13 protein-coding genes are annotated in these 12,663 nt (G+C 68.6%); 9 read left to right on the forward strand and 4 right to left on the reverse strand.

The annotated features are described in order from the left end of the window. Window positions 1-20: 20 nt before the first annotated feature. Together ACIPQB_RS13285 and ACIPQB_RS13290 are read right to left on the reverse strand one after the other, a co-directional pair. Window positions 21-887, reverse strand: a complete 867-nt coding sequence (locus ACIPQB_RS13285; protein WP_446485715.1) for a helix-turn-helix domain-containing protein — start codon at window positions 885-887, stop codon at window positions 21-23. 433 nt (window positions 888-1,320) lie between these two features. Next, window positions 1,321-2,547, reverse strand: a complete 1,227-nt coding sequence (locus tag ACIPQB_RS13290) for a CaiB/BaiF CoA transferase family protein (RefSeq protein ID WP_446485716.1) — start codon at window positions 2,545-2,547, stop codon at window positions 1,321-1,323. 231 nt (window positions 2,548-2,778) lie between these two features. On the opposite strand from ACIPQB_RS13290, the gene ACIPQB_RS13295 reads away from it, so the two are divergent. After that, window positions 2,779-3,570 (forward strand): SDR family NAD(P)-dependent oxidoreductase, encoded by a 792-nt coding sequence (locus tag ACIPQB_RS13295; protein ID WP_446485717.1) that lies wholly within the window; start codon window positions 2,779-2,781, stop codon window positions 3,568-3,570. Window positions 3,571-3,923: 353 nt separating this feature from the next. Then, window positions 3,924-4,214, forward strand: a complete 291-nt coding sequence (locus tag ACIPQB_RS13300; RefSeq protein WP_446485718.1) for a hypothetical protein — start codon at window positions 3,924-3,926, stop codon at window positions 4,212-4,214. Between the two features lie 82 nt (window positions 4,215-4,296). Here ACIPQB_RS13300 and ACIPQB_RS13305 read toward each other — a convergent pair whose 3' ends face one another. Together ACIPQB_RS13305 and ACIPQB_RS13310 are read right to left on the reverse strand one after the other, a co-directional pair. Beyond that, on the reverse strand, window positions 4,297-4,749 hold the full coding sequence (locus ACIPQB_RS13305; protein ID WP_446485719.1) for a MarR family winged helix-turn-helix transcriptional regulator: 453 nt from the start codon (window positions 4,747-4,749) through the stop codon (window positions 4,297-4,299). Between the two features lie 7 nt (window positions 4,750-4,756). Then, window positions 4,757-6,013: an acetyl-CoA C-acetyltransferase gene (locus tag ACIPQB_RS13310; RefSeq protein WP_446485720.1), complete on the reverse strand. Its 1,257-nt coding sequence runs from the start codon at window positions 6,011-6,013 to the stop codon at window positions 4,757-4,759. Window positions 6,014-6,282: 269 nt separating this feature from the next. Between ACIPQB_RS13310 and ACIPQB_RS13315 the strand changes: the two genes are divergently transcribed. The 7 genes from ACIPQB_RS13315 (at window position 6,283) to ACIPQB_RS13345 (ending at window position 12,651) form a co-directional block, all read left to right on the forward strand. Next, window positions 6,283-7,953: an MFS transporter gene (locus ACIPQB_RS13315; protein ID WP_446485721.1), complete on the forward strand. Its 1,671-nt coding sequence runs from the start codon at window positions 6,283-6,285 to the stop codon at window positions 7,951-7,953. Between the two features lie 23 nt (window positions 7,954-7,976). After that, window positions 7,977-9,014: an NAD(P)H-dependent amine dehydrogenase family protein gene (locus ACIPQB_RS13320; RefSeq protein WP_446485722.1), complete on the forward strand. Its 1,038-nt coding sequence runs from the start codon at window positions 7,977-7,979 to the stop codon at window positions 9,012-9,014. A gap of 105 nt (window positions 9,015-9,119) precedes the next feature. After that, entirely contained in the window at window positions 9,120-9,875 is a 756-nt protein-coding gene (locus ACIPQB_RS13325; RefSeq protein WP_446485723.1) for an SDR family oxidoreductase, read from the forward strand. 61 nt (window positions 9,876-9,936) lie between these two features. Next, window positions 9,937-11,283 (forward strand): spinster family MFS transporter, encoded by a 1,347-nt coding sequence (locus ACIPQB_RS13330; protein ID WP_446485724.1) that lies wholly within the window; start codon window positions 9,937-9,939, stop codon window positions 11,281-11,283. A 14-nt stretch (window positions 11,284-11,297) separates the two neighbouring features. Continuing rightward, window positions 11,298-11,600, forward strand: a complete 303-nt coding sequence (locus ACIPQB_RS13335; RefSeq protein WP_446485725.1) for a DUF1330 domain-containing protein — start codon at window positions 11,298-11,300, stop codon at window positions 11,598-11,600. 54 nt (window positions 11,601-11,654) lie between these two features. Then, on the forward strand, window positions 11,655-12,308 hold the full coding sequence (locus ACIPQB_RS13340; RefSeq protein WP_446485726.1) for a carboxymuconolactone decarboxylase family protein: 654 nt from the start codon (window positions 11,655-11,657) through the stop codon (window positions 12,306-12,308). A 112-nt stretch (window positions 12,309-12,420) separates the two neighbouring features. Then, on the forward strand, window positions 12,421-12,651 hold the full coding sequence (locus ACIPQB_RS13345) for a biotin/lipoyl-containing protein (RefSeq protein WP_446485727.1): 231 nt from the start codon (window positions 12,421-12,423) through the stop codon (window positions 12,649-12,651). The last annotated feature ends 12 nt before the right edge of the window (window positions 12,652-12,663 follow it).

Genomic DNA, 12,663 nt, shown 5'->3' on the forward strand with positions numbered 1-12,663 from the left:
CCGCAGCGGCCCGACACGCATCAGCTGGGCATCGACATCGACATTCCGGCCGTCGGCGCCCGAGCCGCCGCCGAGACGGTCTGGAGATCGGCGGTTTCGAACAGCGGCTGGACCACGGCCGACGCGGCGGCCTGTTCGCTGAAGCAGCGCTCGACCGAGTCCCTCAGGGTCTGCAGCAGCAGGGAGGGATCGATCTGCTCGCTGGGCTCATAGGCGAAGCCGATGGCCAGCGGCTGGTTCTGCGGCAGGCCCGGGAACAGCATGGCGGTGATCTGCGCGTTCGAGCCGAAGCCCGCCGCGTCGGTCACCGAGCCTTGCTCGTGGCATTGCTGGACCCGCGCGGCCAGCTCGGAAACGCAGAACTTGCGGTCCGCGGAGGCTTCGGCGTTCAGCCGGCGCAGCATGTTCTCCCGGCGCGGCTGGGCGACGGTCGACACCAGCAGCCAACCGGCCGCCGAGCTGGAAAGATGATCCTTCTGCCCGCCGCAGATGCCGAACGGGTTCGAGGTGCGCAGGGCCTTCTGGCCGCCGCGCCAGCTGTAGATCTGCACCTGCAGGCCGACCATGCCGAAGACGCCGACGCCGAGGCCGGTCTGGGCGCTCAGCCGGTCGATCAGGCCGGTCAGGCGGCCGTCGCGAACCAGGCTCGGCTGCGCGGCGCATCCGAGGATGGCGGCGCGCGGGGTGGGGGAATAGGAGCGCGAATGGGGGTCCTTGTAGAGCAGGCCCACCTCGACGAGGCAGTACAGCAGCTCAGACGTGCTCGACTGGGGGCGATCGAAGCGGCGGACGATGTCCATCACCGTCGCCTGGGGATGCTCCTCGTCGAAGAACTCGAGCACCTCGATCACGCGCTTGGCAAACTTGGCCTTGTTCGATCCGTTCATCGCCGTGGGCCTCCCTGTGTTTTTTTATAATAGACAGGAGTGTTGAATAGGCCGGGTCTGATGTCAACAAAGATGAGAGTATCTCGGTTTTTTTCAAGCCGCCAGCGGTGGCGAGGCGCGCCGTTCCATCGGGAGCGCGAGGGACGCAAACTGACACTCGGCCACGGCCGACCGGGTCTTTCCTGCCGCGCCACGCAACCGGCGGAGGCCCATTCAAGGCGCCGTATCCTTATGTATTCTTTAGGATTTCCAGGGCCGCCGTTGCGACCTTTCGAAGCGGCGAGCCGACCGCACGCAAGCCAGGTTTCCGCCCGTCGCCCGGTTGCGATGGGGGAGGGCGCGGGCCCGCCGCCAGGCGCGGCGGCGCGGCGACGGGTCGCACAGGAACCGCGGAATCGCGGCCTGGAGGGGCGAAAAGGACCGCGTCAGGCGGTCAGGCGATGGCGCCCTTGGCCTTCAGGTCCTCGATCCGGTCCCATTCCAGGCCCATTTCCATCAGCACCAGCTCGGTGTGCTCTGAGGGCTGGGGCGAGCGAGTCGTCTGCACGGGAACCCCGTCGAACTGCACCGGCCCGCGAACGAGCCGAAGCGGCGCGCCGCCGTCGGCGCCCTCGACCTCGATGATCATGTCGTTGGCCACCGCCTGGTCGTCGGTCAGCAGGTCCTCGAAGCTCTGGATCGGCGCCCATTGGCCCTTCATGGTCTTCAGGTGCTGGCGCCAATAGGCGAAGGGCTTGGCGGCGAACGCCTTGACCAGGATGTCGCTGGCGGCCCCGGCGTTTTCGATCAGCGACAGCACGTCCTTGAAGCGGGGGTCGTCGGCGGCCTCGGGCGCGCCGGCATGCTCGAAAGTGTCGCGGATCAGGCCGGTCGGGCTGACCATGCACAGATTGATCGTGCCGCCGTCCGAGGTGCGGAAATTGCCCATGAACGGGTTGCGCGACGCCCCGCCGGAGGTCGGCATCGGGTTGCGCGTGACGATGCCGGTTTCCATCACCTGCGACACCAGAGCGCCCGACGCCCACCAGGCGGCGCTCAGCAGCGAGACGTCCAGTTCCGCGCCTTCTCCGGTCTTTTCGCGATGGTACAGGGCCGCGGCGATGCCGCCGGCGATGAACATGCCGCCGATCGAGTCGCCGAAGGCCGGAATGCCCTGGGTCAGCGGGCCTTCCATTTCGGCCGGCGTCATGGCGTGGGCGACGCCGCTTCGCGACCAGAAGCAGGTGCCGTCGAAGCCGCCGGTCTCGCGCTCGGGCCCCTTGTTGCCCAGGGCGCTGCCGCGCGCATAGATGATGTTGGGATTGACCGCGCGGATGTGCTCTACGTCGAATTTGTTCTTCTGGCGGACCTGCGGCAGGTAGTTGGTCAGGAAGACGTCGGCGGTCTTGGCCAGTTCGTAGAGCACGGCCTGGCCCTCGGGCGTCGAGACGTCGATCCCGACGCTGCGCTTGCCGCGGTTGGGGTGTTCGAACAGCGTGTGGCGCAGCGGGTCGAGCTTGACTCCGCCCATGTTGAGGAAGCCGCGCTGGGTGTCGCCCCGCACGGGATGCTCGATCTTGATGACGTCCGCGCCCCAGTCGGCCAGGATGCCTCCCGCCGCCGGCACGAAGGTGAACTGCGCCACTTCCAGCACGCGCACGCCCTTCATGACCTGAGTCATAGTCTTCCCCTTGTCCGGATCACGCTGAAAGGCGCCAATACTCCGAGGAAAACTAGAAGCTGGGGCGACCGCGGCAACCCGTGGGCGGCGTCCGCGCCGCCGCCATCGCCGGCGCGATGCGCGCCCGGCCGTTAGCGCCGGGGCGATATCCGGAAGCGGTCGCCGGGGTGTCTGTTGAGAACCGGTCGCCGGTGGCGATAGCTGCGATCAAACCGGGCTTGGAGAACCAGCATGAAGATCGACTCGTCGCTTTCCGCCGTCGTCACCGGCGGCGCATCGGGCCTGGGTCTCGCCTCGGCCCAGGCCCTGCTGGCGGCCGGCGTGAAGGTCGCGATTTTCGACATCAATGCGGAGAACGGCCAGAAGATCGCCGACGACATTGGCGCGCTGTTCTGCAAGGTCGACATCACCTCCGAGGACAGCGTCCTGGCCGGGTTCGAGCAGGCCCGCGCCGCCAACGGACAGGAGCGCGTCCTCGTCCACTGCGCCGTCGTCACCAAGGGCGGCAAGACCGTCTCCCGCGACAAGGAAACCGGCGGCTTCAAGCGCTTCTCGACCGAGGACTACGCCCTGTCGGCCCAGGGCGTGCTGGTCGCCAGCTATCGGGTCGCGTCGATTTCCGCCCTTGGCATGGCCGGTCTCGACCCGCTGGAGGACGGCGAGCGCGGCGCCATCATCCTGACCTCCAGCGCGGCCGCCCAGGACGGCCAGGTAGGCCAGGTCGCCTACGGGTCGCTGAAGGCGGGCGTCAATGGGCTGGTCCTGCCCATGGCCCGCGACCTGATGGACCTGGGCGTTCGCGTCAATTCGATCATGCCCGGCATCTTCGCGACCCCGCCGATGCTGCGGTTCAAGGACGCCAATCCGGCCATGTGGGACGCGCTGAACCAGTCGGTCCCGTTCCCCAAGCGCCTGGGCAAGCCGGAAGAGTTCGCCAGTCTGGTGATGGAACTGGCGCGCAACAGCTACTTCAACGCCCAGACGATCCGCCTCGACGGCGCGATCCGGATGCCGCCGCGCTAGCGTACCGATCTTAGATCGACGCGTTCGCTCCTTCTTCCGTCTTCCCGGCGAAGGCCGGGACCCAGATTCATCCTGAGCGGCTCGTGGGTTTCACCTGGGCCCCGGCCTTCGCCGGGGAGACGGGGATTTGAAATGCGCGATTCAACCTGAGGAAACCTGTCCCAGCCCGCCACCGGATCGATCTCTCAGGCCCTCCGCGGCCTGGCCGGTTTCCGGCCAGGCCGTTTGCTGTCCGGCGCACGCAGAGGTTTTTGTGCGGCGCGGCACGGGAGCGCTTGACAGCGAAAATATACTAACCTAGCTTAGGATTATCGAACGACCTCCCCGACGCGTTTTTTGAACACGGAGCTAACGTGAAAAAGTTTGGCCTCATCCTGGCCCTGGTGGCCGCCCTGCCGGTTTCCGCTCTCGTGAGCGTCAGCGCGGTCGCCGCCGCCGAGCCCGAAGGCTTGGTCAAGGTGGCGGTGGGCAAGATGCTTTACGACGCCGACGGCAAGAAGCTGGCCGCGATCTACAAGCTCGACTCCAAGGGCCCGCAACTGTTGCTCGACGGCAAGGTCGTGACCGTACCGGCCGCGACCCTGACCGAGGTCGACGGCAAGTTCGCCACCAGCATGACCAAGCGCGACCTGATGACCCGCTAGACGGGATCGGCGGGCCCTGGCCCGCCGCTCATCGAGAATAGGGAAGGGGCCGCAACCTGGGTTGCGGCCCTTTTCGTGCCGGCTATCGCGAGCCGGCGAGGTTGGCGGCGATCAGGCTCAGATAGCCGTCCAGCTTCTGCAGGTCGTCGTCGCTGAACCCGGCGAAGGCGATCTTCTCGTGCTCGCTGGCCACCGCCGAGATCTTTTCCAGGATCGCGCCGGCGGCTTCGGTCAGGTGGACGCAATAGGCGCGACGATCGTCTTCCTTCGGCCGCCGCTCGAGCAGGCCGTCGGCGCAGAGCCGGTCGATCAGCCGGCCCGTGGAGGCCTCCGACATCTCCAGGATCTCGGCGACTTCGCGCTGGGTCGCGGCGGGGCGCCGGACGATCACCGCGATCAGCGTCCATTGCGAGCGGGTGACGCCGATGCTGGCCACGCTCTGGTCGAAGCTCATGCGCATCTGGCGGGTCAGCACCGTCAGCTTGAGCGAAATGGCCCGCCTGTCCACGGGCGCGTTCTTGTCCGGCTGGCCCATGGGCGCCTCAGAGACGCTCGATGATGATCGCGGGGGCCATCCCGCCCGCCGCGCACATGGTGATCAGGCCGTAGCGCCCGTTGGTGCGCTCGAGCTCGTCGAGGGCGGCGCCGATCAGCACCGCGCCGGTCGCGCCGATCGGGTGGCCCAGGGCGATCGCCCCGCCGTTGGGATTGACCTTGGCCCGGTCCAGATCGAGGTCGCGGATGAATTTCTCGACCACGACGGCGAAGGCCTCATTGACCTCGAAGACGTCGATATCGTCGGTGGTCAGGCCGGCCTTGGCGAGCACCTTCCTGGCGGCGGGAACCGGTCCGTTGAGCATCAGGGTCGGATCGTCGCCGACATTGGCGGTCGCCACGATCCGCGCGCGCGGCGTCCAGCCCTGCTTTTCGGCATAGGCCTTGGACGCCAGGAGAATGGCCGCCGCCCCGTCGACGACGCCCGAAGAGGTGCCGACATGGTGGACCGGCTCAAACTCAAGGTCGGGATATTTCTGCTGGACCAGTTGCTTGAAGGTGGGGCCGCCCGGGCTCGACGGCAGGTCGTAGAACGCCGCGAACGCCGGCTTGATCTGGGCCAGGCTTTCCACCGTGGTCTCCGGACGCGGATACTGCTCGTGATCGAGGACGAGATTGCCGTCCTCGTCGCGGACCGACACGGTCGACCGGGCGAAGCGGCCTTCGGCGATGGCGTGGGCCGCCCGGCGCTGGCTTTCGGCCCCGAAAGCGTCCAGCGCCTCGCGGCTGATCCCCTCCATCCCCGCGATCGCATCGGCGGCGACCCCCTGGTTGGTCTGGGGATGCCGGGCCTGCAGCCGCGCATTGCCGGTGCCCAGGCCGCTGGCGGCGTTCACCTTGGCCTCGCGCAGCTTCATGCCGTAGTCGACGACATGGCTCATCATCTCGGTGCCGCCGGCGATGACGCAGTCTTCCATGCCCGACATGATCTGGGCCGCCGCCAGGCTGGTGGCGGTGATGCCCGAGCCGCAGAAGCGGTCCAGCGTCACGCCGCTGGCCTTGACGTCGAAGCCGGCGTCCAGCGCCGCCATCCGGCCGAGGTCGCCGCCCTGCAGGCCGGCCTGGGCGCTGGTGCCCCAGATGATGTCGTCGACCTCGTCGGTCCGGATCGCGTTGCGGTCCTTGAGCGCGGCGAGCACCGTCGCGGCCAGATGCTGCGGGTGCATGCCCGAAAAGGCGCCCTTGCCGGTCTTGCCGATCGCGCGGGGCGTTCTGACGGCGTCGATGATATAGGCCTCGGCCATCGTTTTCTCCCGGAGCCGCGCAAAGCGCTTTAGCGGATATCGCACGCAGTCCGAGCGCGCGCCATCCTCCCACCAATCGCGACGGCGATGGATGGGCGGCGAAGCGCGCAATCGAGATCGAAAAAACAGTAGCATAATCAATGATATGCTCGGCTCTCTCCCGGCCGACGCCCGTGCCGGCGCAAGCGGCTCGGCTTCCCTCCCGCAGGCCTGGCGGATACCAATTTCGGGAGAGACGGATCACGCACGCTGATGGGGTGAACTCCGCGATGGCGACAGACAGCGGCGGGGAGCCGGAGCGGCGAGGCGGCGCGTTTGAGCCGCTGCGCGATCCCGTGTTTCGAGGCATCTGGTCCGCCAGCGTCCTTTCCAATTTCGGCCAGCTGATCCTGGGGGTCGGCGCCGCCTGGGAGATGACCCGCCTGACCTCGTCGGCCAGCCTGGTGGCGATGGTCCAGACGGCGCTGATGCTGCCCTTGATGCTGGTCGCAGTGCCGGCCGGCGCGGTCGCCGACATGTTCGATCGGCGCAAGATCGCCATGACCGGCCTGGCCTTCTCGGTCGCCAGCGGCGGGCTGCTGACCCTGCTGGCCTGGCTGGGACTGACCTCGCCCTGGATGCTGCTGGGCTTCTGCTCGCTGATCGGGGCGGGGGTGGCGCTCTACAGCCCGTCCTGGCAGGCCTCGATCAGCGAGCAGGTGCCGCCGGCCCATCTGCCCGCCGCCATCGCCCTGGGATCGATCAGCTACAACTTCGCCCGCAGCTTCGGCCCGGCCCTGGGCGGCCTCATCGTCCTGGCGGCCGGGGCCAAGGCGGCCTTCGCCGTCAATGCGGTCTGCTACCTGCCGCTGCTGGGGGCCTTCTTCCTGTGGAAGCGACGGCATGCGCCGTCGCGACTGCCGCCCGAGCGGATCGACCGGGCCATCGTGTCCGGCGTGCGCTATGCGCTGCATTCCGGCCCGGTCCGGACCGTTCTCGTCCGCGCCTTCCTGTTCGGACTGGCCGGCGCCTCGGCCACCGCCCTGGCCCCGCTGATCGCCAAGGATCTGCTGGCGGGGAACGCCAGCACCTATGGGCTCCTGCTCGGATCCAGCGGGGTCGGCGCGGTCGTCGGCGCGCTGATGGTCAGCCGGGTCCGCGAGCGGCTGGGCAACGAGACGGCGGCCCGGATCCTGGCCCTGGCGTCCGGCCTGGCGCTGGTCCTGGTCGGTTTCAGCCACTCGCTGGCGCTGACCTGCGCCGGCCTTTTCCTGGCCGGGGCCGGCAACATCCTGACCATCGCCCTGTTCAACATCTCGGTCCAGCTGGCCTCGCCGCGTTGGGTGACGGCGCGGGCCCTGTCGCTGTTCTCGTCCGCCCTGACCGGCGGCATCGCGATCGGGGCGGTGCTCTGGGGCGTGGTGGCCAACGGCTGGTCGGTGCAGGTCGCGGTGATCGCTTCGGGAGTCTGCCTGTGCGCGACGCCGCTGCTGGCGTTCCTGTTCCGGCTTCCCGAGATGGGCGTCGACGGGGTCGAGGCCGTCGAGCTCGACCATGAACCGGAAGTGGCGATGGCCCTGACCCTGCGGTCCGGCCCGGTGGTGATCGAGATCGACTACCAGGTCGCTCCCGACCAGGCGCGGCCCTATTACGACGCCATGCTGAAGGTCCAGCGCACGCGGATGCGCAACGGGGCCTTCAACTGGTCGATCTCGCGCGACATCGCCGATCCGGCCCTGTGGACCGAGCGCTTCCAGTTCCCGACCTGGGGCGACTATCTGCGGATGCGCGATCGCTTCACCCAGGCGGACCTGATTGTCCAGTCGGAGGTGGAGGCCTTCATCCAGGAGGGCGCGCCCAAGCGGGTCCGCCGCCGGCTGGAGCGGCCGTTCGGATCGGTTCGCTGGCGGGCGGATTCGCCCGACCCGCGCCAGGAAACGCTCGGCTACCTGGCTCCATAGACAAGAAACTCAGGGAGGCGGCCGTGTCCGGACCTTACCGCGTCATTCAATGGGCGACCGGCAATATCGGCGCGCGCGCCCTGCGCGCCGTGATCGAGCATCCCGAGTTGGAGCTGGCTGGACTCTGGGTGAGTTCGCCGGCCAAGGCGGGCCAGGACGCCGGGGTTCTTGCCGGCGTCGCCCCCTGCGGGATCGTCGCCACCCATTCGGTGGACGCGATGGTCGCGACGGAGGCCGATTGCGTCCTCTACATGCGCCAGGGCACGGACATCGACGAGCTCTGCGCCCTGCTGGTCTCCGGCAAGAACGTTGTCACCACCCGCGGCGACTTCCACCACCCGCCGGCGATGGACCCCCAGGTCCGGGCCCGGGTCGAGGCGGCGTGCCAGGCCGGCGGGACCTCGATCCACAGCACCGGCTCCAGCCCCGGCTTCGTGACCGAGGCGCTGACGCTTCCGCTGCTGTCGCTGTCGCGCCGGCTCGATTGTCTGACGATCGAGGAGTTCGCCGACATGTCCAGCCGCAACTCGCCCGACCTGCTGTTCCGGGTGATGGGCTATGGGGCCGCGATCGGCGCGTTCGACCCGCGCAAGGTCGAGCATGTGAGGCGCAACTTCGCCGACTCGCTGGCCCAGATCGCTGAGGGTATCGGGATCGAGATCGACGAATGGGTCGCGGCCGGCGAGATGTCGCCGGCGGCCAAGCGGGTGGAGATCGCCGCGGGCGTGATCGAGGCCGGCCAGGTCGCCGCCCAGCGCATCACCGTTTCGGGCCTGCGCGGTGGCAAGCCCGCGCTGCGCTTCCGCGCCAACTGGTACTGCTCGCGCGACATCGCCCACGCCGATTGGGAGCTGCGCGAATCCGGCTGGCGGATCCGGGTCGAGGGCGACACGCCGCTCGACGTCGGCATCACCTTCCCGGTCGCGCCCGAGCACTACGCCGCCTTCACGCCCGGCCTGACCGCCCACCGGGCCGTCAACGCCGTCGCGGCCGTGTGCGCGGCGGCGCCGGGCATTCGCACGACCGTCGACCTCCCGCAGGTGATCGCGCGCTTCCCATAAGGCCGGGCAAGTCCGCCCGAGCGATATCTGGAGGCCGACGGCTCGACGCGGTCGAGGAGGCTGCGCAAGGCTGGGCGGAACGGCGAACCGTCGGGAGGAAACGACATGTCGGATAGCCTGTCGGGCAAGGTCGCGCTGGTCACCGGCGCATCGTCGGGCATCGGCGAGGCCGCGGCGCTGGCCCTGGCCCAGGCCGGCGTCACGGTCGCCGTCTCCGGCCGGCGCGCCGAGCGCCTGCACGACCTGGTCGCGCGGATCGCGGCGGCAGGCGGCAAGGCCTTGGCCCTGCCCGGGGACGTTTCGGTGGAAGCCGAGGCTGTGGGCGCGGTCGAGGACACCGTCGCCCGGCTGGGCCGCATCGACATCCTCGTCAACTCGGCCGGGGTGATCCAGTCCGGCGGCGTCGAAAGCCTCTCGACCGACGAATGGCGGCGCGTCCTCGACATCAACCTGCTGGGCACGCTCTACACCTGCAAGGCGGCGATCGGCCCGATGAAGGCCCAAGGGGCGGGTGACATCATCAACATCTCCTCGACCGCCGGCCGCCGCGCCGCGGGCCTGTTCGGCCCCTATTCGACCAGCAAGTTCGGGCTCACCGGCCTGACCGAGGGCCTGCGCCAGGAGGTGGGCGGGGCCGGCGTTCGCGTCAGCATCGTCGAGCCCGGCGCGACCCAGACCGAAGTGGCCGGCGGCATCAGCGATCCGGCGATGCGCGCGGCGATGACGCAGCATGTCGGCAAGGAAGGCGCGATGCAGCCGTCCGACATCGCCGCGGCGATCGTTTTTATCGCCTCGCTGCCGGCCCGCGCGAACGTCTCGCAAATCTTGATAAGACCGACGATCGATACCGCCGCGATGTGAACCCGCGGCCCGGCGGCGACGCCGAAATCGACACAAGCGTGACAGGCGCGGGAGAGGAAAAATGCTGAGCACGACCGAGGTCGAACCGCCGGCCGAAGCCCCGCGCGAAGAGCTCCCAGGGCTCGGCTACCGATCCTATTTCCTGCTGATCATGGTGCTGCTCTCGGCCTGCGTGGTCGCCGAGCGCTATATCCTGTTCGTGCTGGTCGAGCCGATCCGCCACGATCTTCACCTCAGCGACTTCCAGATCGGCCTGGTCAAGGACCTGATCCTGGCCATCGTCTACGTCCTGGCGGTGATCCCGTTGGCCCACCTGTCGGACCGCTGGTCGCGCAAGCGGATCGTCGCCATCGCCGCCCTGGTCTGGACGGTCTCGGTCGTCATCTGCTCCGCCGCCAAGGGATTCTGGGTGATGCTGCTCGGCCGCGCCGGCATCGGCCTGGGCGAGGGGGCCTTCACGCCGCCGTCCCAGGCCTGGATCGCCGACCTGTTCCCGCCCAAGCAGAGAGGCACGGCGCTGTCGATCTTCCTGCTGGGCGCCTCGATCGGGGCCTTCGCCGGCCCGGCTCTGGGCGGCTGGGCGGCGCACGAATACGGCTGGCGCAAGGCCTTGCTGCTGGCGAGCCTTCCTGGGCTGATCCTGGCGCCGATCGTCTGGTTCACCCTGCGCGACGTCCGGGCCGGGCTCGCCGATGGAAACACCACCGCGCCGCAGGAACGAAAGCCGTTCCTTGAGGTGGCGCGGGAGCTGATGGCGATCCGGACCTTCCCGCTGCTCGTCGTGGCTTCGGCGCTCAACACCCTGATGACCATGGGGCTGATCAGCTGGGCGCCGGCCTTCATCGAACGGACCCACGGCATGCCCGCCCGCGAAGCCGGCATGCAGATGGGCGGCGCGCTGTTCCTCGGGTCGCTGATCGGCCATCTGCTCGGCGGCCCTCTGGCCGACCTGCTGGGGCGCCGGAACCTGCGCTGGTACCTGTGGCTGCCGATGACCAGCGGCGCCATCGCGATGGTGGTCGGCCTGCTGATCCTGACCGGGCCGGCCGAGCGGGTGTTCCCGCTGTTCGGCCTGCAGTTGCTGGTGGGCGGTCTGGCCGCGGCGCCGCTGATGGCGGTGGTGACCGGCCTGGCCCCGGTGTCGTCCCGCGCCACGGCCGTGGCCATCCTGATGGTGACCATCAATGTGATCGGCCTGGGCGGCGGCCCCGTGCTCGTCGGCTGGCTGAGCGACCTGCTGCACCCGGCCTATGGCGAAGCCTCGCTGGGGATCGCGATGCGCTGGTCGCTGCTGGCCGGCGTTCCGAGCACGATCCTCGCCTATCTGGCCAGCCGTTCCTACAAGGCCGACGCCGGGGCGGCCCGGGCGCGGCTGGACACCGAGGCCGCGCCGTCGTTCGTCCACTGACAGGATCGCCGCCGATGCCCGCCTACATGATCTTCATCCGCGAAGGCGCCGTCACCGACCCGGCGGCGCTGCAGACCTACAGCGCCATGAACCGGCGGAACGCCGGCGCCTTCGTCCAGGCCTATGGGATCAAGCCCCTGTCGGTCTACGGCGCGACCGAGGCGTTCGAGGGCGCGGCGCCCGACGGGATCGTCCTGCTGGAGTTCCCCAGCACCCAGGACGCCCGCGCCTGGTACGACAGCCCCGAATACCAGGCCGCCTTGGCCCATCGGAAGCGGGGCGCGCAATACCGCGCGCTGCTGATCGAAGGCCTCTAGGGCGCGATCGTCCCGCGCCCAAACCTTAGAACCGCACCAGACACCGGAGACATCATGAGCGACATCAAGCCTCGCATCCTGCCGCTGCCGCGCGCGGAATGGACCGACGATGCGCGCGAGGTCTTCGCCTTCTGGGGCGAGCCCAACGCCTGGGAAGAGGGCTCCAAGACCAACGTCATGATGGTGATGGGCAACCATCCGAACCTCGGCAAGGCCTACAACGTCTGGGGCAAGCATCTGCTGATGTCGAACACGCTGCCGGTGCGTTTCCTGGAGCTGATCATCCTGCGCGTCGCCTGGCGGGTGAAGTCGGCCTACGAGTGGCACAACCACGTCGGCTACGGGCTCAACGCCGGCCTGACGCTGGAGGACATCGCGGCCATCCGCGACTATCCCGAGGGCGGCGCCTGGTCGAAGCAGGACGCGATCGTCCTGCACGCGGTCGACGAACTGATCGACAGCGGCACCTTGAGCGACGCGACCTGGGAAACCCTGACCACCTTCTTCGACAAGCGCCAGATGATGGACCTGGTGTTTTCGATCGGCCATTACGTGATGACCAGCTGGGTCCTGTCGGCCATGGGAGTCGAGATCGAGGGCGGCGCCGACCCGATCGGCTTCGATCTCAAGACCGCTTCGGGCAAGACCCCAGGCAAGACCTACAAGCCCGGCGAGGCCGAGGATTGGGTCGATACGCGCGGCTACTAACGGCCGTATCGCCGAGTCGATATCGGCCCGCGGCCGCCGGTTTTGCCATGGTCGGGCTTGGTCCGCGCGCTAGGTAGAAGTCGAAGATCTTCTCCAAAGAAAGACCGCGACCATGGCCACCGATATCCTGCTTCCCAAGCTCGGCTTTTCGATGACCGAGGCCCAGATCGCCGAATGGCTCGTCCAGGACGGCGCGCAGGTCACCGAGGGCCAGCCGCTCTATTCGCTGGAGGCCGACAAGTCGACCAACGAGGTCGAGGCCCCGGCCAGCGGCACGCTGCGGATCCTCGCCCAGGTCGGCGAGATCTACGAAGTCGGCACGGTGCTGGGCACGATCGAATAGGGTCGCCGGATG

The sequence above is a fragment of the Caulobacter sp. LARHSG274 genome (assembly GCF_052871235.1).